This is a genomic window from Pseudoalteromonas sp. SW0106-04, from assembly GCF_001293805.1.
Classification (GTDB): Bacteria; Pseudomonadota; Gammaproteobacteria; order Enterobacterales; family Alteromonadaceae; genus Pseudoalteromonas; species Pseudoalteromonas ruthenica.
In genome coordinates, this window is record NZ_BCAI01000016.1 from 26007 (window position 1) to 46427 (window position 20421).

The 20421-nt window shown below is 47.4% G+C and carries 20 protein-coding genes and 1 pseudogene; 10 read left to right on the forward strand and 11 right to left on the reverse strand.

Annotated features, from left to right (window positions below; all coding sequences use genetic code 11):
* Positions 1–239: 239 nt before the first annotated feature.
* Positions 240–869, forward strand: a complete 630-nt coding sequence (locus W04_RS15930) for a hypothetical protein (protein ID WP_022945886.1) — start codon at positions 240–242, stop codon at positions 867–869.
* On the forward strand, positions 862–1617 hold the full coding sequence (locus W04_RS15935; protein WP_157576495.1) for a DUF3307 domain-containing protein: 756 nt from the start codon (positions 862–864) through the stop codon (positions 1615–1617). The genes W04_RS15930 and W04_RS15935 overlap by 8 nt, the downstream gene beginning before the upstream one ends.
* Positions 1618–1677: 60 nt before the next feature.
* On the opposite strand, the pseudogene tnpA reads toward W04_RS15935, so the two are convergent.
* The 4 genes and pseudogenes from tnpA to metE form a co-directional block, all read right to left on the reverse strand.
* A pseudogene (gene tnpA / locus W04_RS15940) lies at positions 1678–2111 on the reverse strand (IS200/IS605 family transposase).
* Positions 2112–2263: 152 nt separating this feature from the next.
* Positions 2264–3103, reverse strand: a complete 840-nt coding sequence (locus W04_RS15945) for an isopenicillin N synthase family oxygenase (RefSeq protein WP_045978074.1) — start codon at positions 3101–3103, stop codon at positions 2264–2266.
* 216 nt (positions 3104–3319) lie between these two features.
* Positions 3320–4363 carry a dihydroorotase gene (gene pyrC, locus W04_RS15950; RefSeq protein WP_022945883.1) on the reverse strand — a complete coding sequence of 348 codons (1044 nt, stop codon included), beginning with the start codon at positions 4361–4363 and terminating at the stop codon, positions 3320–3322.
* A gap of 126 nt (positions 4364–4489) precedes the next feature.
* Positions 4490–6760 carry a 5-methyltetrahydropteroyltriglutamate--homocysteine S-methyltransferase gene (gene metE, locus W04_RS15955; protein ID WP_053911568.1) on the reverse strand — a complete coding sequence of 757 codons (2271 nt, stop codon included), beginning with the start codon at positions 6758–6760 and terminating at the stop codon, positions 4490–4492.
* Positions 6761–7060: 300 nt separating this feature from the next.
* Between metE and W04_RS15960 the strand changes: the two genes are divergently transcribed.
* The 4 genes from W04_RS15960 to W04_RS15975 all read left to right on the forward strand — a co-directional run bounded on the left by W04_RS15960 (position 7061) and on the right by W04_RS15975 (position 10131).
* Positions 7061–7951, forward strand: a complete 891-nt coding sequence (locus tag W04_RS15960) for a LysR family transcriptional regulator (RefSeq protein WP_045978077.1) — start codon at positions 7061–7063, stop codon at positions 7949–7951.
* A gap of 262 nt (positions 7952–8213) precedes the next feature.
* Positions 8214–8792: a DUF2589 domain-containing protein gene (locus W04_RS15965; protein WP_022945880.1), complete on the forward strand. Its 579-nt coding sequence runs from the start codon at positions 8214–8216 to the stop codon at positions 8790–8792.
* 74 nt (positions 8793–8866) lie between these two features.
* Positions 8867–9562: a hypothetical protein gene (locus W04_RS15970; RefSeq protein ID WP_022945879.1), complete on the forward strand. Its 696-nt coding sequence runs from the start codon at positions 8867–8869 to the stop codon at positions 9560–9562.
* A 5-nt stretch (positions 9563–9567) separates the two neighbouring features.
* Entirely contained in the window at positions 9568–10131 is a 564-nt protein-coding gene (locus tag W04_RS15975) for a hypothetical protein (RefSeq protein ID WP_053911569.1), read from the forward strand.
* Positions 10132–10137: 6 nt separating this feature from the next.
* Here the strand turns inward: W04_RS15975 and W04_RS15980 are convergent, their stop codons facing one another.
* On the reverse strand, positions 10138–10890 hold the full coding sequence (locus W04_RS15980) for a Nif3-like dinuclear metal center hexameric protein (RefSeq protein WP_053911570.1): 753 nt from the start codon (positions 10888–10890) through the stop codon (positions 10138–10140).
* Positions 10891–11054: 164 nt separating this feature from the next.
* Here W04_RS15980 and W04_RS15985 point away from each other — a divergent pair, with 164 nt between their 5' ends.
* On the forward strand, positions 11055–11444 hold the full coding sequence (locus W04_RS15985; RefSeq protein WP_022945876.1) for a hypothetical protein: 390 nt from the start codon (positions 11055–11057) through the stop codon (positions 11442–11444).
* 50 nt (positions 11445–11494) lie between these two features.
* Here W04_RS15985 and W04_RS15990 read toward each other — a convergent pair whose 3' ends face one another.
* On the reverse strand, positions 11495–12052 hold the full coding sequence (locus tag W04_RS15990; RefSeq protein ID WP_053911600.1) for a DUF1287 domain-containing protein: 558 nt from the start codon (positions 12050–12052) through the stop codon (positions 11495–11497).
* 250 nt (positions 12053–12302) lie between these two features.
* Here W04_RS15990 and W04_RS15995 point away from each other — a divergent pair, with 250 nt between their 5' ends.
* A complete protein-coding gene (locus W04_RS15995) occupies positions 12303–12746 on the forward strand; it encodes a host attachment family protein (RefSeq protein WP_053911571.1) in 444 nt (147 codons plus the stop codon).
* A gap of 42 nt (positions 12747–12788) precedes the next feature.
* Positions 12789–13058, forward strand: coding sequence for an acylphosphatase (locus W04_RS16000; protein ID WP_157576498.1), 270 nt, complete (start codon positions 12789–12791; stop codon positions 13056–13058).
* Here W04_RS16000 and W04_RS16005 read toward each other — a convergent pair.
* On the reverse strand, positions 13055–13429 hold the full coding sequence (locus W04_RS16005; RefSeq protein WP_053911573.1) for a septal ring lytic transglycosylase RlpA family protein: 375 nt from the start codon (positions 13427–13429) through the stop codon (positions 13055–13057). The genes W04_RS16000 and W04_RS16005 overlap by 4 nt on opposite strands.
* A gap of 212 nt (positions 13430–13641) precedes the next feature.
* Between W04_RS16005 and W04_RS16010 the strand changes: the two genes are divergently transcribed.
* A complete protein-coding gene (locus W04_RS16010; RefSeq protein ID WP_022945871.1) occupies positions 13642–14355 on the forward strand; it encodes a hypothetical protein in 714 nt (237 codons plus the stop codon).
* A 208-nt stretch (positions 14356–14563) separates the two neighbouring features.
* Here the strand turns inward: W04_RS16010 and W04_RS16015 are convergent, their stop codons facing one another.
* The 4 genes from W04_RS16015 to W04_RS16030 all read right to left on the reverse strand — a co-directional run bounded on the left by W04_RS16015 (position 14564) and on the right by W04_RS16030 (position 20360).
* Positions 14564–15133, reverse strand: a complete 570-nt coding sequence (locus tag W04_RS16015; protein ID WP_053911574.1) for a hypothetical protein — start codon at positions 15131–15133, stop codon at positions 14564–14566.
* A gap of 164 nt (positions 15134–15297) precedes the next feature.
* Positions 15298–18471: an amidohydrolase family protein gene (locus W04_RS16020; protein ID WP_053911575.1), complete on the reverse strand. Its 3174-nt coding sequence runs from the start codon at positions 18469–18471 to the stop codon at positions 15298–15300.
* A gap of 248 nt (positions 18472–18719) precedes the next feature.
* Positions 18720–19223, reverse strand: coding sequence for an outer membrane protein (locus W04_RS16025; protein WP_045978085.1), 504 nt, complete (start codon positions 19221–19223; stop codon positions 18720–18722).
* A 306-nt stretch (positions 19224–19529) separates the two neighbouring features.
* The gene (locus W04_RS16030) at positions 19530–20360 is read right to left on the reverse strand and encodes a M90 family metallopeptidase (RefSeq protein WP_053911576.1); all 831 of its coding nucleotides are present in this window, start codon (positions 20358–20360) and stop codon (positions 19530–19532) included.
* Positions 20361–20421 lie beyond the last annotated feature (61 nt).

Consider the following 20421-nt stretch of genomic DNA (forward strand, 5'->3'; position numbering starts at 1 on the left):
TACTTTGTTTTTATTGGTCTTTTCTTAATTCTAGCAGGATAGCTAAGACATCAGCATATATGAATTCATTAGTTCCATCAATCGAGAATAATAGAATAAATAATTCCTGCCATATGACTTACCGCTCAACTTGCGTGTGTTTCCTTGCATCAACGGGTTTATGTAACTATATTGAGTTACCTAAGTACATGTAACTTTAATTAGTTACTTAACCAAATGTAACCACTGAGAGTTCCTTTATGCCCCAAACACCTTCTTATTACACTGTGTTAAGCGGTGATCTCGTCGACTCTCGTAAGCTAAGCAGTGACGACTATGACAATGCATTATATAGCCTAGAGCAAGGGCTACGCGCTATCTGTGAACGCTTCGATGGCGACTTTAGCATTTATCGCGGTGATGCCTTCCAATGTATTCTTAGCCAAAGCCCCACCCCTTTGCTAGCCAGCATTATGCTGCGGTTGTTTTTACGTGCCCGAGCTCTGGACGCACGCATTAGTGAGGCATGGGGCCCGATAGATAACTACCGCAAAGACATAAAAACCGCCACCGGTCCAGCGCTACTCCTCTCGGGGACGGGCTTAGATAATATAAAAAATATGCGTCTACGTCTTAGTCTACACCAAATAGACATGAGCCCAAGTTTTGTATTGAATATTCGCTTTATAGATAACCTGATCAGTCACACCAGTGCCAAACAAGCACAAGCCTTGTATTTGTACCATTGGTTACGTAATAATGACCATGCAACCATAGCCAAAGAGCTTGAAACTTCAAGAGAAAACGCCACCAAGCTACTTAACGCTGGCAACTACCACCTCGTTGATGAATTTATAGCCGTAGCCGCAAAGGAACATGCTTATGGATGAGCAAATAGCACTTCTATTGGCGCTATTATTAGCGCACTTTATTGCCGATTTTTATTTGCAACCAATGCACTGGGTGCACAATCGCAACACTTACCACTATAAATCAACCAAATTAGCACTGCATGTGTTAGTTCACGGCGTGCTATCGGCCACCGTGCTTATTGCGTGGGAGCACATTTACGGCTTGGGTGAGTGGCCGGGCGTGTTGCTGGCTACGTTGAGTATTATGCTCAGCCATTGGCTCATTGATGTAGGAAAGTCCTATACTCGAGGCGGTATTATACCCTTTGTGGTTGATCAGTTCGCACACATAATCGTGATCATTTCGCTGTGCCTGTGGCTCAGTGATGCAGATACCCTCACACAATGGGCGAGTCAGGGGCTGAGTAGACAATCATTATGGGTAACGCTGCTTGCCTATGCCTTGGTTTTAAACCCCTGCTCTGTGGCTATTCGCATGTTATTGGAACGCTGGCAGCTACCTTGTAGCCATAATGAGCAACAGCTGCCACAGGCGGGTCATAGTATTGGCGTACTTGAGCGCGTGCTGATGCTCACCTTTGTACTGATTGATGAACTCGCTGGTGTCGGTTTTGTGTTAGCGGCTAAATCGGTGTTTCGCTTTGGCGATTTGACCAATAGCAAAGAAAAGCACCTGACCGAATACGTGATGCTGGGCACCTTATTAAGTGTCACCTTAACATTGGCCATCGGCCTCGCTACCCGCGCTTTGTTAAACACCCTATAGTAAAGAATCCACCTTCTGAAGAAGGTGGCTTTGTGAATGCCCCCTCAAAGGGGGCGTTGTTTACTCCAGCGTTAATTGGGCTTGCTCTTGCTTCTCTTCTTTCTCTTGATGCCTGACGTAACGCCTTATTACCTCTTCATTTATTCCAACCGTATCGACAAAGTATCCTCGTTGCCAAAAATGGTTCCCCACATCTTATTTTTTCTCAAGTAAGGATATTTACTAAATAGCTTTAGTGCTATTTTACCTTTGAGTGCTCCCATCAGGCTCGATATCGATAACTTCGGTGGGACCTTGATAACCAAATGAACATGGTCTAACTGCACATTGAGCTCTACCACTTTACAACCAAGTTGCTCACTGTATACGTGAATACAGCGATAGACATCTTTACCTACCTTGTTCTTCAGTATTCTGAAACGGTATTTTGGGGTCCAAACTATATGATATTGACATCGCCAATACACATGCGATGCTTTCTCGTATCTACTCATGTTTCTTGTCCTTTGACTTCGCTAAAAATCAAAAGAGCAATTAACATGGGTAGCTTTTTCAGGCCAAGCCTAAATTGATGATAACCACCTACTGAAGTAGGTGGTTTAGGGGCTGAAAATGAAAAAAGCCCGCAAATGCGGGCTTTTTCTAGTTACTTTACACCAAGCTCTCGTAAGCGCTCTTGTAAGTAGCTATCTGCTGTATAGCGCTCGGAGAGCACCACATCCGGGCGCGGATGCAAAAACAGTGGCAGTGAAATACGTGATTTCGTTGATGCTTTCCCCGTCGGGTTAATAACGCGGTGAATGGTCGAAGGGAAGTAATCACCTGATGCTTCTTGCAGCATATCACCAATGTTGATGATCAGATTACCGAAGTCACTTGGCACATCTAACCAACCACCCTCTTTAGTTTGCACCTGTAAGCCAGGCTCGTTCGCTGCAGGTAAAACCGTTAATAGGTTAATATCGCCATGCGCCGCCGCGCGAATAGCACCCGGCTCTTCGTCACCGGTCATTGGCGGATAATGAAGTATACGCAGTAAAGTTTGCTCAGAGTCCTTGATCATGTCTTTAAGATCAATGGAGAAACGTTTTTGTACTTCTTCTGGTGCGTGCGCCTGCACCCAGCTCAATAGCTCGCTAGCAAACTCATTAGCAAGTCGGTAATACTCACGAATTTGCTCTTCTAGTTGTGCCGGGACGCGACCTTTAGGGTAAACGTGGTAATACTCTTTAATGTCTTTAACATTGAAGCCTTTGGCTACTTCACTTACTTCCGGTGGAAAGTATCCGTCTTGTGTAGTCTTATCATATAAAAACTCGTGCTTTTGCTCAGAGTTGAAAAAAGCCTGCCAATTTTCATAAATTGATTCCACTAAAGACTGCGGGATCGGATGGTTCGTCAATACCCCAAAGCCGGTATTGCGAAGAGACTCGACAAATTCAGCTGGAGCGTTGGGCGACTGATAGTCCACTGTAGGTAAGTGCATGGTAAATTTCACCTGTTCGTTGTAGCGCTAAGCACGAAAAACATGCTTAATTTTAGCGCCAGAGCTTAGTCAAAGCCACCATAATTCATAAGGACAATTGTCCGCAGAACCGTCTCAGCGAAGCGGCTATTGACGCAGATCAAAGTAACAGCGCAGCTGACATTGCTTGCCCGGGTAGCCAATAAAAAGCCCGGTATCAAACCGGGCTTTAAACTCTTAGTCCTTAACCTGCCAGTTAAGTGTTTCACCGGCGCAGATAGGGATCACTTTGTCATCGGCAAGTGGATAACTTTCAGGCACTTGCCAGGGTTCACGCACCAACGTAATAGTATCGCTGTTGCGCGCAAGGCCGTAAAAGTCAGGACCAAAATGACTGGCAAAGCCTTCTAGTTTATCCATCGCATCGGCTTGCTCAAACGCTTCTGCATATAGCTCCAATGAAGCATGGGCGGTATAGGCGCCGGCACAGCCACAGGATGCTTCTTTTTTATCTTTTAAATGCGGGGCCGAATCGGTGCCCATAAAAAATTTCGCGCTGCCACTGGTAGCCGCTTCAATCAAGGCTTGTTGATGGGTATTACGCTTAAGAATCGGTAAACAATAGTAATGCGGGCGAATTCCACCAGCCAACATATGATTGCGGTTATATAGTAGATGGTGAGCCGTAATCGTTGCTGCCACATTGGTTGATGCTGAGCGTACAAACTCCACGGCATCGCGGGTGGTAATGTGCTCGAGCACCACTTTCAATTCAGGGAAATCAGAGACCACTTTTTTCAGTTTGGTTTCGATAAACACTTTTTCACGGTCAAAAATATCGATGCTGGAGTCGGTCACCTCACCATGCACCAAAAGCAGCATGCCGACTTCTTGCATTGCCTCAAGCACAGGATAGATGTTTTCAACATCCGTCACTCCTGAAGCCGAGTTGGTGGTCGCGCCAGCAGGATACAATTTAGCCGCGACAATTTTACCGCTGGCTTTCGCTTTGCGAATTTCTTCAGGCGTGGTGTTATCAGTGAGATAAAGTACCATTAATGGTTCAAATTGCGCGCTAGGACCTGCCGCCATGATCCGTTCACGATAGGCTAATGCCGTCTCGGTACAGGTCGCAGGTGGCACTAGGTTAGGCATAATAATCGCGCGGCCAATATAGCGGCTCGCATCACGCACGGTATCTTTTAGCTGTTCACCATCGCGTAGGTGAATGTGCCAATCGTCAGGACGAGTGAGGGTAATACGTTGCGGGGTACTTGTCATTGCTCTTATCCACTGAAAAATTTGTCTGATCTTAGGGGGGATACAAGGGAAAGTAAAGCAGTCTGCGGGGTAATACCTAGGCTGAGCGGGGGGTGCCTGGGCCCACCCCGCTACAGTGAGCTTAATTTAGTTCAGCTCTTGTCGTAACTCCTTTGCGGCCTCGACCATGTGATAAAGCGCGGCTCGGGTTTCTTGCCATTGTCGCGTTTTCAAACCGCAGTCAGGGTTAACCCATAATCGCTCAACAGGTATTTTCTGTGCAGCTTTGTGAATTAAGGTCTTTATCGACGCAACATCGGGCACATTAGGAGTGTGAATATCATACACACCCGGCCCTATTTCATTGGGGTAATCAAAGTGTTCAAAGGCGTTCAGTAACTCCATATGAGAACGGGACGTTTCAATGGTGATGACATCGGCATCCATATCAGCAATTGCGCCAATAATGTCATTGAATTCACTGTAACACATATGGGTATGAATCTGAGTTTTATCCTCGGCGCCGCTGGCAGCGACGCGAAATGCATAAGTCGCCCAATCCAAGTAATCTTGCCAATGACTTGTTTTTAACGGCATGCGCTCACGAAAAGCAGGCTCATCAATTTGAATAATGCCAATGCCCGCATTTTGCAAATCCACAACCTCGTCACGCAGCGCTACCGCGATTTGTTTGGCGATAGTGGGGTTGTCTAAGTCATCACGCACAAAAGACCAAGATAGAATCGTCACCGGCCCAGTTAACATGCCCTTCACCGGTTTTTTTGTAAGTGACTGCGCATAGCGGCTCCAATGCACAGTCATTGGTTGCGAACGGGCCACATCACCCCAAATGATCGGTGGCTTCACACAGCGCGAGCCGTAGCTTTGCACCCAGCCAAACTGAGTAAAGGATACACCCTCGAGCAGTTCACCAAAATACTCGACCATATCGTTACGCTCAGCTTCGCCATGCACCAGCACGTCCAACCCAAGCGCTTGTTGCTCTTCAATGACGTAGCGAATTTCAGCTTCCATTTGCGTGTGATACGCCTGGGAGTCTAAAGTACCATTTTTAAAATCCCGCCGCGCTTGGCGAATCGCTTGGGTCTGCGGGAAAGAGCCGATAGTGGTGGTCGGTAATAGTGGCAGTTGCAAGGCTTGGCGCTGGGTTTTCACCCGCTTAGAAAACGCACTTTGTCGCTGTGCGTCTTGCGCACTGAGCGCCGCAACGCTTTGTTGTACCCTCTTGTTATTCACTCGCGTTGAGCTCTGCCGAGCCTTAACCGCAGCACTGTAGCGATCAATGGCAGTGGTGTCGCTGCTATGCAGTGCATGACGTAACAGCTGCAGCTCTTGACACTTTTGTGTTGCAAAAGCCAACCAGCTTTTTAATTCACTGTCGAGCTGCTGCTCCTGCTGTAAATCTACCGGAGTGTGAAGCAATGAACATGAAGGGGCTATCCACAACATCTCGTCCCGCTGCTCAGCAATAGGATGTAATTGTGCATGCAACGAGGATAAATCCGCACGCCAAACGTTACGTCCATTAACAACCCCTAAGGACAACACTCGCTCATTGCCTACGGCCTTATCTAAAGCCTGTATATCCACCGTGCTCGCCAGCCAATCAAAATGTACTCCGTCGATGGCGTAATCTTGAATATCATCAAGATGATGGCTGACATCATCAAAGTAAGTGGCCAATAGCAGCTTCACCCCGTGTCCAGATAAACTCGTAAAACTGTCTTTCAAGGCTTGGCGATAAGCATCATCCAATTCTAGGGCGAGAATAGGCTCATCAATTTGCACCCACTGAACCTGTTGCGCCGCAAGTTTGTCCAATATCTGCTGATACACCTCAAGTAACTGAGGTAATAGCGCAAGTTTGTCAAAAGGTTCATCGGCGCATTTGGCTAAATATAAATAGGTCACCGGGCCGATAAGCACGGGCTTTGGTGTATGGCCTAGTTGCTGTGCTTCACTGACATGGGTAAATAACTCTGAATCAGTCAGCGAAAAGCGCTGCTCGGCGCTGAGCTCGGGCACAATATAATGATAGTTGGTATCGAACCATTTGGTCATTTCACTGGCGGCACAGGCACATCCCGAGGGCGCTCGCCCACGAGCAATACGAAATAAGGTATCGAGGGGGGTACTATCTGAGCTGTGATGTCGCGCTGGCACGGCTCCGACCATCACCGTGGTAGCGAGCACATGGTCATACCATGCAAAATCACCAACGGGGAGCAACTCGACGCCGGCCTGTGCTTGCAAAGCCCAATTTTGCTTGCGTATCTCAGCCCCTTTTGCTCGCAATGTGGACTGATCGATGGTGCCCGCCCAGTATGCCTCAAGGGCAAATTTAAGCGCCCGCTGCTTGCCGATTCGAGGGAAACCAAGATTATGTATTAATGCCATAACAAAAACTCCGTTTAGCTATATAGATGGCTAAACATTAGATTCCTCTCCCCCACTGTGCAAACGCAGCTTTCTCAGCATTAATGTGAATTTTATTCATAGCTAAAAATTATAAGTAAATGCCAAATTAAATGACATCGCTGTCATTTTTATTGCTATAGTGGAATTTATCTATGGTTAGCTTTACGTTTACATTTTATACATCAATTATGGACGTCTAGACTTTGAAATGTCTATTATGATGCAGTAAACTGTATTCACGTTGAGCACCGCTCACAATTTTTATGAGATTTACTAAAGATGATAGATATAAAACACCTCAAGACTATTTCCACCTTGAAAGAGACCGGCTCTTTAGTGAATACCGCACGTGAGCTGTTTTTAACTCAATCTGCACTTTCTCATCAAATCAAAGACTTAGAAAACAAACTCGATTGCCAATTGTTTGAGCGTAAAACCCATCCGGTGCGATTTACTCCACAAGGCATGCTGCTATTAGAGCTTGCGCATGATGTACTACCAAAAGTTGAAGCGGCGAAATGCCGTTTGAAAGAGAGCTTAAATCAGCCAATCTCGCAATTACGCTTGAGCGTCGAGTGCCACGCCTGTTTTCACTGGTTATTACCGACAATTAAAGAATTTAATAACTTTTGGCCCGACATTCACGTGGACTACGAACGTGGTTTTAGTTACGACGCTATCCCTGAGCTGCTTGAGGGCGATTTAGATCTGGTATTAACCTCGGATATACGTGACCCAGAGCGCCTAGAGTACGTGCATTTATTCGATTTTAAGCTCAAGCTGATCGTTGCCCCCGACCATGAGCTTGCTAATAAAGCCTATGTCACGGCGCTGGATTTAAAAGACGAAACCATTATCTCCTACCCTATTCCTCGCGAGCGCCAAGATATTTTCAAACACTTTATCCAAAATGCGCGTTTTGATGGCACCTTGAAAAGCGTGGATCAAGGCTTGCTTATTTTCCAATTAGTGAGCGCCGGCATGGGGGTTGCTGCGCTACCTGATTGGCTTGTTACCCCCTATGAAGCGCAAGGGTTAATAAAATCGATTCCCCTTGGTGCATTGGGTCTTAATCGCCCCATGTACTTGGCCATGAAAAAAGAAATGAAAGATAACCCTGTCTATCGCCACTTCTTGAATACCTGTAAACAAAATAACACGCGTAAATAGCAAAAGCTGGGGCTGATTGATCAATTTGGCCCCATTGCACACAAACGCACTGCTCTGACCATTTCAACTGCCCCTTCACTTTAGTCCCTTAAAAAGAACAACTTAGAAATTAACAGGGACAAAGGTAAAAATAAAGTTAACAAAACAACTATCACTCTTGCCTTTTATACACTATAAACCTTGTGTGTTTTTTATACACATCTATCTCGAGTAGGCAGTGTAACTCGAGCCTCAACCGCGCCGTAAAAAAAGGAGAATTTGTATGGCTATTGGCGACGAACTATCGAGTATTGATTTTAAATCTATGATTGGCGGCCCCCTTGATGCTGTGGTGCGCGCTCAAGCGCAATCGGCTCAGACCTCGGTAGATTTTATAAAATCTGTCGGCTTTGACGCTGACAGCAATGAACCCACCATGATCACCTTCAGTTATATGAAGGCCGTAGAAACCCGAGATGGAGATGGTAATGTGACCGGCACAGAGCCGAAGAAATTCGACCTTACCGTACCCATCTTAACCATGTTACCCATTCCATTTATTCGCGTTGAAGAGACCACTATTGCTTTTAACGCAAAGATAAACTCAGTACAGGAGTCCAGTACTTCCTCCTCTCATGAGCTCAATAGTAAGCTCTCGGTGAAAGCAGGCTGGGGTCCAGTATCGGCTAAACTCAGCGCCAGCTACTCGTACAAGAAGTCGAGCTCAAGCTCATCGAAAATTGAGCGTACCTACAGCCTGTCTGTCAATGTTCGTGCTGTTCAAGACGAGCTTCCTGCGGGAACGGAGAAACTGTTAGGCATTTTAGAAAACTCCATCACTGAAGTGGAATCGGCGGCATAACGCCACATTAACTAACTTATGGGGCAAAGCCTTAGGCTGCGCCCCCTTATCTAACTCACTAAGAGGGAAATGCCATGAGTGAATTAAGTGAGGTGCTAGGATCGCTGATGATAAGCTTAGTGCACGCACGCCGCCTTGCCGACGAAGAAACAGCCGCCGTAGCCGAATATTACAAAGACCACCCCTTACTTGAGGGCATGAGTCTACCTCGGGTGCGCGTCCCTGAGCTGACCATAGATATGCCACTGACCATTAATCAGCACATACCGGCTAAAAATGCCGAATTAGACAGCCCCGCCAATGTTCACAAAGCCTTGATGAGCCACTTTAACCAAGCACTCGATGACGAAGATATTCTCAGTCGTACGAAAAGCTTTCAACACAATTTCGACAGAGAAGCCCGTGCCGCATTGGATAAAGTAACAGAGCGCCAACGTAACGGAGATGTGCGGATCAGCAAAGAGAGTATGGTAAGAGCCGTTGACGAAGCCTTTCAAAAAGCCCTGAAAAAAAGCGGCTCCGATAAAGAAGTACCATTTGAGCGTCTCAGTGCGGTGAATAAGCAGGTGCGTCACAATGTTTCCGCTATCGCCTTAAAATCGCGCTCCACTCCACCTGCGATAAAAACCAGCGTGGTCAGCTCCGAAGTAAAAGAAACCGCCACACCTCAGAACAGCATTCGTCTTAACATTACCATTCGTGAAGAAGGCTTAGAATGGGCCACAGGCCTTGAGAACGGCCAGACCAAGAACAAACTGATGCCGGAGTAACGGCCATGCAATCCGTTCTCAAAGAAACCATTATCACACAATTAATGTTGTTACCCGCACTCAGTGACAAATACCTGGCGCAGGAGTCCAGCTATGTTGTTGATGCTGCGCAATGGTTGAAAAACACGGAAGTCAAGCTAGCACCTTTGCGCAGCCCTTTAGTCAGTACACTGAGTTCATTACGCGGGCTGATTGAAGCCTGCGACGATGGCTATCAAGATCCATCCGTACAAAGCCATAGTCGCAGTAAACGCAAAGGCAAACGGGCTTTCGTTGCCGCCACCTTGAGTAAAGCAGAGCAGCAACTCAATGAGGAGCTGCAACGCATTGAGCAACACTTTAGTGAGGCCAACGATAAACTCGCGCAGCTGCTTGCCTTGGGGTTTGCTAAGCAGCCGCTGCCCATTCCCGAGACCTTAACAACTCACTATCTTGATAGTATCTGGCAAACATTAGGAGAGCACACAGACACCCAAACCATGTTTTTATATCTGCAGGCACGCTACAGCGCCACCGACCGCCGCTATCTCTTGCAGCAATTGTTGCACAACATGCTGGCGCAGCAATAACCGTGGCTATACTGGATTATCAATATCGATAAAGGTGACATCCAGATGATGCTCACGCGCTAAAAATTCACCTAGGGCTTTGGCGCCATAGCGCTCAGTGGCATGGTGCCCGGCTGCGAAGAAATCCACTCCTTGCTCTCGGGAGCTATGAATAGTTTGCTCCGAAGCTTCTCCGGTTAGATACGCATCCAGCCCCAGACTCGCCGCCAAATCTATATAGCCTTGCCCGCCGCCGGTGCACAAACCAACAGTTTCAATTACCTCATCGCGTACCACAGAAGCCAGCGGCGTACGGGATAAGACCTTGGCAATTTTATCAGCAAAAGCCTGCCCAGACAGCGGCGTGCGCAAACGCCCCCATACCGGCACACTACTTGGGCCACTTTCCATGGGCCCTTGAATTTCAATATCCAACAACTGTGCTAGCTGTGCATTGTTGCCTAGCTGGGGGTGGATATCCAAAGGCAAATGATACGCAAACAGATTGATACCGGCGCTGAGCAGCGCCTCAATGCGGCGCTTTTTCATACCGGTAATGGCTTGTGATTCACCCTTCCAAAAATAGCCATGATGAACAATTAATGCATCAGCTTCGAGAGCCACGGCTTTATCAACCAGTGCCTGACTCGCAGTCACACCCGTGACCACCTTCTTGATGTGCGCACGCCCTTCAACCTGCAGCCCATTGGGGCAAAAATCTTTGATTGGCTGTGCCATTAATGTTTGTTCAAGGATCTGTGCGAGCTCTTTACGGTGCATATTACCCCCTGTTAACCACAAATATTCCCAAATTGTCCCGTGAACACCGGTAAAAATAAAGAAAATTCGGTGTTTAGGCACAAAAAATTGAAAAACTCAGCGCAAATGGGTATAACTATAAACTTGTAATAAAATTAACCTGCGTTAACGACTAGGACCTTTTGATGAGTAAACTAGACAAAACAGAAGTGTTAGCTGCTTTTGAAGCTGCCTATGAAGCAGCCCATGGCAAAAAGCCAGAAATCACCACTAAGCCTGGCTGGTATAGCATTGACGGCGGAAAGAACATGCGCCTTGCCGATGTAGCTGCGCTAACTGAAGAACTCACTTCTGGTAAAACAGAAGAAGTCGCCAAAGCAGAGACCAAAGCACCGGCCAAAGCGAGCAAGAAAACAACGACTAAGAAAGCCGCTCCTAAGGCAAAACCAGCTGAGAAGAAAGCAGCATTCACTGTGGCTAAACCTAATGAAGAAGGTTACACCGCAGAAGAGCTTTGGATTAAGCAACTGGCAGAGAAAGATCACGACTGTCGCCTACCTCGCGGCGTAGTGTAAGCTTTCAATAATAAAGAAAAGCCGCTCAAGAGCGGCTTTTTTTGTGCTCGTTATTCAGCAAGGCCGCCACCGCCATAGCGATAATGACCGGTAATAGGGTACTGAAAAAGAATATCTGTCACTTGCGGGCCAGCGCCAATATTATGAATAATTAAAGGCTGTCCCAGCTCATTGCGTTGCTCGCTGACAATACCAATATGCGGCAAGTTTCCTGGTAGCATCCATGAAACAATATCACCGGGTTTATAATTGTTACCGTTATCACTCACTCTCAGACTCTGTCCGTGACGAGTAAAAAAAGCACGTAAATTTGGCACGCGACGATGGTCAATATTGCTGTCCGGGCGAGTTAACCCCCAAATTCTCTGGGATGGATAGGCATCAAAGTTGCGCTCCATATCCTCATGCACCAACTGCTGCAGATCGATGCCTAAGGCTCGATAACTGCGTATCACTACATCCGTACATACACCAATCCCAGCAGGAACATCCCCCCCAGGGTAATCAATAGCAATATAGCGACCATCATAGGTCACGTCCGCTTGAGTCCGCTCGTTAGCGGCACTGACTAACTGCTCACTGAAGCTTGGCTCTGCCGCAACCGGCATGGCTATGATGAGCGCGGCCCCAAAAAGCCAACTCCCTGTACCTCGTTTCCCTGTCATTGTCTCTCCTAAGTGTATGCCATGTATCGGCACCCACATCTCATTAAAGGGCTAAGTTATTCATAAATCAGTTTAAGTTGAACACAGCCGGAGAAAAACAACAATCTTTACTTCTTAGGGTTGAAAAACTCCTCATCCATTCCAAGCTCTATAGTAAGGGCCAAGTTTTTGGCTCGCAAAAAAGGAGATTGATATGATTGGTCGTTCTTATGTGGTGGTTGCCAACCACAGTGAAGCACAAATTTTTGCCTTACGTAATCATTCCACCGAGCTTGAGCTGCAAGCCCATTGGTCAAACCCCTTCGCACGCTCAGGCGAGCAAGATATTTATACTGACCGTGCGGGCCGTCAAAGCGCCCCGGCAAAGCAAGTGCAAGGTGTCGATGCCATGAGTCGAAAAGATGCGGTTGATATAGAAGCGCAACGCTTTGCCGCAGATATTGCCAAGTGGCTTGACGACAAACGTAAAAACGACAAAGTATATCGTATCGAACTGATTGCTGAGTCGGGCTTTTTAGGCAAGCTACGCGGTGAGCTCAATAAACACACCACCGAACTGATAGATAAAACCCTCGCTAAAGATGTGATTGGCGCTAATGAGGGACAAATTCTAGACTACCTTAAGAAAGTTCATTAATGATTCGTTAGGCGGCGTAGCCGCCTTTTTTGAGGAGAGATGATGACATACGCATTTCGAGCTTGGGTAGTTGGCAAAGTTCAGGGCGTGTATTTCCGTGCTAACACTGCCCGCCAAGCACAGGCTCTCAATATTGCTGGTTACGCCAAAAATCTTGATGATGGTCGCGTTGAAGTCCACGCAGAGGGGGATAAGGCAGCATTAACTTCCTTACTTACTTGGTTAGAGCAGGGCCCGCAAACGGCTCACGTTGAGCAGCTCAACCACAAGGAGGTTGATGTACAGGGTTATAGTGAGTTTACCACCGCTTAGGGCTCACTGAGCACTTCTACCTCTACCGCAATCACGCCGGCAGACAAATTGCTGATGTGCTTAAATGCGCGACGGCTCAAGTCTATGATGCGCCCTGAAACAAACGGGCCTCTGTCATTTATCCGTACTACAACTGAGCGCCCATTATTGATATTGGTGACTTTTACTTTGCTACCGAAAGGAAGGTTCCGGTGGGCTGCACTCAGAGCTGTTTGCTCAAAACGCTCGCCGCTAGCGGTAGTGCGCCCATGGTACTTATCATGATAATAAGACGCGAGACCCTGCTGCACAGCTCCTTTTTCAGCAGGCAAGTGATTGGCGCAGCCTGATAAAACAACTAATAACACCACGGCAATGACACTTCTGAACATACTGCTCTCTCCTTGCTACTAAACGCTCAGTGTAATAGTCAAAACGTGAACTAAGCATGTATCGCCAGCAAACTGAGCGCACTGGTGATACTCCTCAGGTACTAAGGCCGGCTTCATAAAACGAGAATAAGATAGCTAACAATTTAAATATCCACCCCCATAAACTCATGATAATATTCATCGCGTTTTATATTTTTATAAGGATATATTTTATGGATATTATCGTGGGACAACTGGTGCAAAAGAAAAAAGCTCAGTTAACTAAGCTGGCTGAACGTGCCATAGGCCGTGAATTTAAAGACCAAGCCGCATTAGCGATACAGATGACTCAGTGCAGCGCTGCTGTTTATCGTCGCTTGCAACGCACCTACAAATCCACTATTACACCTAAAGATCAAAAGCGCGTAAAAGCCGGAGGCTTAAGTACGCAATCAGTGACCTTCTCCGCCAGTAATAACAGTCAGAAAGCTTTTAACACCTTATTGCCTGCTATGCGCGGCGGCAGCTCTGCACCTGGCAACGCTCCAAAAACCTCCGATGATGTTGCCGTAGCGAGCCACCAACCGCAAGCCACTAACCTGCTCGCGTTATTACACCCTATTCTCAGTGACGACATTACCAAAGCGGGACACGGTGTTGAAAAAGCAGCGACTATTTTGGGTCTAGTAACCACCACCGCAGGCTTTGTTGTACCAGGTGGAGGCGTTGCTTCATCCATCGTCACTTGGCTTGGCAGCGGTGCGACCTACTCTGCTTACTCGGTATCACGAATTCGCCCTGATGCCCCAGATCGCGCCTACTATCAACTAACCAACTACATTGCTTGTCTCGCCGCATGGAACAAAAAAGCCTGTGAGCTTATTGATATTGCCGACGCTAAAGGACAATGGACGTTCCGTGATATTGAAAGAGGCTTTGCATCATAACAGCACCAAAAAATCTCAACTTCGACCCATTTATAATAGCTATTACTTGGGTTGTATTGTGGATTAAATAATTAAAGGCCTCAGTGTTGTTAATTTAAAAATAAACTCTCATTTTAAATAAATAACACATGTCTTTTGTAAGCAAAAGGATAACAACCAAGACCTATACTCTAGGCTGATGTTATCCTTTTCTCTTTACTATGACCCCTTACCTTTGTATCGGCTGCCACTGCATTACGGCATTGAAATCACTGCAATTGTGCACAGCGTCACCGGCATCGGCTATAAAAACTTGCTGCACCGCCGATACGTCATAGCGCAAATACTCAGAGCATTGTGCACTTTGGCCATTGCCCACCACCACTTGTACGCCGGGTTTAAGCTCACAGCGTACTAATTTATCTAGCGGCGACCATTGGTAGCAAATTTCATAGTTGGCGCGATATTCGCTGACCGTGCCACTGGGTTTTGCCCATGCCCACCAGCTCCCAAAGCGGCTATTTGGGTTAGTGCTGTTATAAGCGCGGTACAAAATCACTGCCGTAGGCTGTGTGCTTTCATACACCTGACCTTGACAGAGCTTTCCTTGTTGTGGCTCACCCAGCGCCGATTGCAGTAGTTCGGGGTTGTCGACCGCGCGAAACTGGCCTTGCCACTGCGCTGGCAGTGCAGTGCTACCAACACACGCCTTGGTGAGTACATTAACATCATCTGAGCGGGGCTGTTGCGCGCAGCCACCAATGAGCAGCAAGATAGCTGTGATAGTGAAGCGTTTCATCTTAGCTTGTCCTTCCCTGTGGGTTCTGTTAGCAGTGTAGTTAATACAGAGACAACTCTCCAGTCACTTTGTACCCTGCAGCACTTAATGCTTATCTGCAGCGAAGCGATACCCACAAAAAAGCCCGTCGATGACGGGCTCAAGTAGCATTGCTGCGACAGGACTTATTCGAAGTGCAGTGGAGCGCGTGCCGGCTCGCCGACTTCGTTCATGGTTGCAGCATCAAACAAACGTCCATTGATCATGGTGTAACGTACCTTATCGCTTTGACGAATATCACTTAAGATGTCGCCATCAATGACGATGAGATCCGCTAACTTGCCTTCCTCTAGCGAGCCCAGGTTATTTTCTAGACCTAAGGTTTTCGCCGGATCTATGGTGGCTGTGCGGATCACCTCTAACGGACTCATGCCGCCTTGTGCAAACATCCACATTTCCCAATGCGCCGCTAAGCCTTCACGTTGACCATGCGCGCCAACATTCACCAGCACCCCTTGGTCTTGCAACTGTGCTGCAACCCGCGCATTGTTAAAGTGGTTGTAGTGATGATCGGGCGCCTTGGTACGGCGCATCGCTCTCGGGAGCAACTGATTCTTGGGCACAAATTTACTTAACCGTGGATGATTCCACACATCGGTTTTATCGTACCAGTAGTTCTCCCCCCAGATACCGCCATAAGCCACGCCCAACGTAGGGGTGTAGGCAACATCACTTTGCGACCATAACTGGCGAATATCATCATAAATATTAGCAACCGGAATGGAGTGCTCAATCGTGGTGTGGCCATCAACCACCATGGTCAGATTATGCTGCAACAGAGAACCCCCTTCAGGGACAACCATCATACCAAGCTCTCGACCGGCTGCAATCACTTGTTGGCGCTGATCGCGACGCGGTTGGTTGTACGACTTCACACTAAACGCACCGACTTTCTGCAGGCGCTGAAGGTGGAATTTCGCATCATCAAGGGAGTCAACATGGGAGGTATACCCCGGCATGTTTGCTCCGTATAGAATGGTCCCTGTGGAGAAAATACGTGGTGCAACGATTTTACCGGCCTTTTGCATCTCACTGGCAGCGAAAATTTCCGTGGTATCGTTGCTGGGGTCGTGAATCGTGGTGACTCCCAGGGATAAACCGGCTAGGTTTTTCCAGTTTTGCTCTGGAATAATTTCGTCACTGCCTTGAGCGCCATGCGCGTGCGCATCGATGATCCCCGGCATAATGGTTTTACCACTGACATCAATCACTTCAGCATTTTGTGGAATCTCTACCTGGTCTTGACTGCCAACCGCTTTGATGTGCTTACCATCGGTCAGCACCACGCCATTATCAATGACTTTATCGCCCTGCATGGTGATCACTTTTGCTCCCACCAGCGCTATCATGCCCTGTGGCTCTGCCATGGTTTGTTTAAAACCAACATTATCGCCACTGTCTACTTTAAAGTCGGCGTTCTCATCGCTTTGAATATTAAAAATACCCGCCAGTGAGGCATGATAAAGCTCGGGCCCTAAACTCCAGTAAAGCCTATCACTTGCACCACTCCAACTGATATTTTCACCAGCACGCACAGATAACTGCTCTATTGGGAACTGGCTGTCTTTAGGGCCGATATTAATGGTTTTGCCACGTTCAACAAAAGGCGTCACGAACACTTTAAAACGCTCAGCAAACGCCAAGTACTCTCCGTTTGGTGAAATACGAAACTCAGTGGCATGCTCAGATTCATACAGTTTGCGGATTTTTTTACTTTCCAGCTCAACCACACTCAAGGTCGGCTTTGGCCACGGGCTCATCACATAGATACGGTCGTTGGCTTTACCAAACTGTGGCTGATAGCCATGTTCAGTAATAAGCTCTGGCTGCTCATCACCATCACTATCCACCGCGTAGATACCTGCTTTCAACGACCACTGCGGGGCAAGTAAACTGCTACCCGAAGACTTTCTAAATACCACGGTTTCTCCGTCGGGACTGAACGCTGGCTCGACATATTTACCCGGCTGAGAGGTCAGCGTATCACCGCGACCTGAGCGCGCCGAAACCACGCGAACACTGCCTTGTTTTTCGTCATCCCAGGTGACGTAGGCAATCTTTTTGCCGTCGCGAGAAAAGGTCGGGAAGAATTCAAAATGATCGTCTTGGCGTGTTAGGCGCTGCACTTTACCTGATTCAAGGTCGCGCTTGTAAATATGACCCATGGCCTCAAAGATGGCGGTTTCACCGTCGGGTGATACCTGCACATTGCGCAGCATTTTTACGTCAAATTCTGAGGAGTCTAACTGCTGGGTTACACGCACCGCTTTTTGGATGGATTTACTGGTGTTTACTGCAAAAGCGATTTCTGAACTCTCACCGCTTTGCACGTCAAGCTTATGGATTTTACCCCCGGCCCAAAACACCAATGACTCGTTGTCAGGCGTCCAAGCCATGCTAGGATACACCCCGTGAATTGCCCAAGTCTCTTGCATATCACGCTCAAGCTTATCGTACAGCTTGGTTTCTTTGCCCGACTCTAAATCGTATAAATACAGGGTGCTTTGAAAATCATCACGCTTGATGTAGGCCAACGTTTTGCCATCGGGAGAAGGCGTGGGCCGGATTGCACCACCGGGGCCGCTTAAAATGGTTTCTATGTCACCTGTTTCGCGGTCATAGCGCTTAATTTTGTAGATGCCCTGTACCGAGTCTTTGGAGTAATGGAAGGTTTTACCTGGGGTGGCATCCTGTGAGAAATATACATAGCGGCCATCCGGTGAGAATGCCGGCTCGCCTAAATCTTTCTGATCATTGGGGCGCTCTGTTAGCTGCACGCCCGAGCCACCGGCTTTGTGATACATCCATACTTCCCCGGCACCCAATGAGCGGCTTGCAGTAAAGTGCTTACGGGCAACTATAAAATCGCCATCGGGGCTCCATGCTGGGCTGTTAAGCAAGCGAAATGACTCCTTGGTCACCTGCGTTTGCTCCGAGCCATCGATGTTCATAATCCAGATATTGTCACCGCCGCCTTGATCTGAGGTAAACGCAATATGCTTGCCATCTGGGCTAAAGCGAGGCTGCATTTGCCAACCAATATCTGAGGTCAACAGTGTCGCCTCTCCACCGCTTATCGGCATGGTGTAAATATCACCAAGCAAATCAAATACTAAGGTCTGGCCGTCGGGGCTGACATCGACATTCATCCAGGTACCTTGAGTGACGTTGATGTTGGCATCAACAAATTCACCCTGAGGCTCATCTACTTGCCATTGTTGTTTTTCTTCTTGCTCGGCGCTGACCGGTAAAGCCAGCGAAACCGCCAGTGCTAAAGCACTGTATAGTGGAGTCTTCATTTGTGGGTCTCTTATTCTATTTATTTATTATCATTACCTACTAAAACAAAAACCGTATAAAAGTGGAAGTAACATGGGTTTAATAAGCAAAAATGGGGGATGGAATAGCAAGTCTGCGAGTATCGCTGTTAAGTGAGCAAGATTGCAAGCTATGGCAATGTCGTTGACCAACTTGAGGCTAAAGTAAAAGGTAGCAAGCCAACAGCGCAGACCCTCTGGTCTGTCGCTGTTAGCATGATTAGCGTGACTTAGAAGTCAAACTTCACAGCAAGGCTAACCACATCCACACCATCAAACTGTTCGTATGACAGCTCAGCTAGCATAGCGTTGCTGAAGTTATAACCAACTCCGCCACCTAAGCCAAATTCCCATTCGTCTTCAGAGGCAGATTCGCCGTAAGCCGATGCTTTAACCTCTAGGTTAGCGTATGAAGGAGCGCCGTAGATATACAGGCCGCTCTCAAGGTCATATTGACCACGAAGTGATAGAGCCGTAAAGCTCTCTACTTCAATTTTAGCTCCGTATAACTCGTCATCACCAACACCTGTACCCAAACGTAACTCAGGTACAAGGTAAAAGTTGTCACCTGTTTTAAATTTGTAGCCTAAAGAACCAACCAAAGCGTTAAGGCTGATGCTATCACCACCTTCACTGTCAGAAAGATTTACATAGCCTACACCCGCTTGCCAATTAGCCTGAGAAGCGAATGAAGTACCGGCTAAAACCAGTGCTAGCAGTGTTTTTTTCATCATGTTATTTCCCTTTATTTAATTATTAGCATTACCAGGAGAGAACAAATCTTCAGCGTATACCCGCATCTTTTGACTGCTGGCATAACAGCTGTAGGGAGAGCGCAGAGTCACTGCCATAGAAAGGCTAATCGCATCCCAACGACAAATTCCATCCCTAGAAGTAACCCTGTAGTGATAGCTAGTTAACTAACACCTTTGTCACTTCGATGCGGATGTTAACAAAAAACAACATTAGCTACCTAGAGTTAAGCTTGATCTTTTTTCCTGACCATTTAAGTAATAAGTTGCCTTGGAACGCTTACACTTTTAGTGTCTTTGCCAGTCACTGGGGTCGAATTGGTAATAATCTTTGAGGATATGAAATAGCTCAGCATCAAACTGCCGCATCGCCATGGGTTTTTCGATAAAGGTTTCGGTGGCCACAGCAAAAAACTCAGCCTCATTGGTGGCCCCGTAGCTGTGCATTACATGGGGCATATTGTAAGCAACATGGCTTTTTAATTTGGTAAAAGCACGCGAGAACACCTCGCCCCAGCGTTGATATGCAGCCTTATTTGCTAGCTGCGGCGTACCATTGGTGCTGCCTGTTACCTGATCTAACTGGTGTGCAAATTCGTGAAACACCAAGTTATGGCCATCTTCCGGGAGGCGATTACCCTCGAGCACATCGTGCCAGCTCAGCACCAAGGTGCCACCGGGCCATGACTCGCCTTCACGCACCACTTGATGATAGCTCACCAAACCGGCGACATCACGCTGGGTGACATTGGCGTAATAAGCACTGGGATAGAGCAAGATTTCTTTAACATTAGGGTACAAAGGCCAAGGTTTATTGAGCACCAACAGGCAGGCATCGGCGGCCACCACCAGTTTCATCGCCTCATTAACCTCTAAACCATCGCGACCGAGAAACCGCTTTTCGCCCAAAAACCAACAGATATGACGCTCAAGCTTGGCTCTATCGGCATCGGTCATGGCGTTATAAATGGGCATAGCCCGCTGCAAAAAAATCTGCTGCTCCTGGCTGAGCCCGGCATCATGGTATTGTCGCTGCCAGCGCTTGAGGCGGACATGGTCCCATTGCCAATACGCTACCACAAACACAATTAAAAAAATCAACAGTATCAGGTTTAACATCGGGTAATTCCTTGGCGCTATTACATGTTAATATGACCGCTGGCGCTAATTTTCAATTCCT

What these genes read in the sequence shown, in the direction of transcription:
- W04_RS15930 (WP_022945886.1), top strand. Translation starts at nt 240, where the DNA reads ATGCCCCAAACACCTTCTTATTACACTGTGTTAAGCGGTGATCTCGTC.
- W04_RS15935 (WP_157576495.1), top strand. Translation starts at nt 862, where the DNA reads ATGGATGAGCAAATAGCACTTCTATTGGCGCTATTATTAGCGCACTTT.
- W04_RS15945 (WP_045978074.1), bottom strand. Translation starts at nt 3,103, where the DNA reads ATGCACTTACCTACAGTGGACTATCAGTCGCCCAACGCTCCAGCTGAA.
- pyrC (WP_022945883.1), bottom strand. Translation starts at nt 4,363, where the DNA reads ATGACAAGTACCCCGCAACGTATTACCCTCACTCGTCCTGACGATTGG.
- metE (WP_053911568.1), bottom strand. Translation starts at nt 6,760, where the DNA reads ATGGCATTAATACATAATCTTGGTTTCCCTCGAATCGGCAAGCAGCGG.
- W04_RS15960 (WP_045978077.1), top strand. Translation starts at nt 7,061, where the DNA reads ATGATAGATATAAAACACCTCAAGACTATTTCCACCTTGAAAGAGACC.
- W04_RS15965 (WP_022945880.1), top strand. Translation starts at nt 8,214, where the DNA reads ATGGCTATTGGCGACGAACTATCGAGTATTGATTTTAAATCTATGATT.
- W04_RS15970 (WP_022945879.1), top strand. Translation starts at nt 8,867, where the DNA reads ATGAGTGAATTAAGTGAGGTGCTAGGATCGCTGATGATAAGCTTAGTG.
- W04_RS15975 (WP_053911569.1), top strand. Translation starts at nt 9,568, where the DNA reads ATGCAATCCGTTCTCAAAGAAACCATTATCACACAATTAATGTTGTTA.
- W04_RS15980 (WP_053911570.1), bottom strand. Translation starts at nt 10,890, where the DNA reads ATGCACCGTAAAGAGCTCGCACAGATCCTTGAACAAACATTAATGGCA.
- W04_RS15985 (WP_022945876.1), top strand. Translation starts at nt 11,055, where the DNA reads ATGAGTAAACTAGACAAAACAGAAGTGTTAGCTGCTTTTGAAGCTGCC.
- W04_RS15990 (WP_053911600.1), bottom strand. Translation starts at nt 12,052, where the DNA reads ATGCCGGTTGCGGCAGAGCCAAGCTTCAGTGAGCAGTTAGTCAGTGCC.
- W04_RS15995 (WP_053911571.1), top strand. Translation starts at nt 12,303, where the DNA reads ATGATTGGTCGTTCTTATGTGGTGGTTGCCAACCACAGTGAAGCACAA.
- W04_RS16000 (WP_157576498.1), top strand. Translation starts at nt 12,789, where the DNA reads ATGACATACGCATTTCGAGCTTGGGTAGTTGGCAAAGTTCAGGGCGTG.
- W04_RS16005 (WP_053911573.1), bottom strand. Translation starts at nt 13,429, where the DNA reads ATGTTCAGAAGTGTCATTGCCGTGGTGTTATTAGTTGTTTTATCAGGC.
- W04_RS16010 (WP_022945871.1), top strand. Translation starts at nt 13,642, where the DNA reads ATGGATATTATCGTGGGACAACTGGTGCAAAAGAAAAAAGCTCAGTTA.
- W04_RS16015 (WP_053911574.1), bottom strand. Translation starts at nt 15,133, where the DNA reads ATGAAACGCTTCACTATCACAGCTATCTTGCTGCTCATTGGTGGCTGC.
- W04_RS16020 (WP_053911575.1), bottom strand. Translation starts at nt 18,471, where the DNA reads ATGAAGACTCCACTATACAGTGCTTTAGCACTGGCGGTTTCGCTGGCT.
- W04_RS16025 (WP_045978085.1), bottom strand. Translation starts at nt 19,223, where the DNA reads ATGATGAAAAAAACACTGCTAGCACTGGTTTTAGCCGGTACTTCATTC.
- W04_RS16030 (WP_053911576.1), bottom strand. Translation starts at nt 20,360, where the DNA reads ATGTTAAACCTGATACTGTTGATTTTTTTAATTGTGTTTGTGGTAGCG.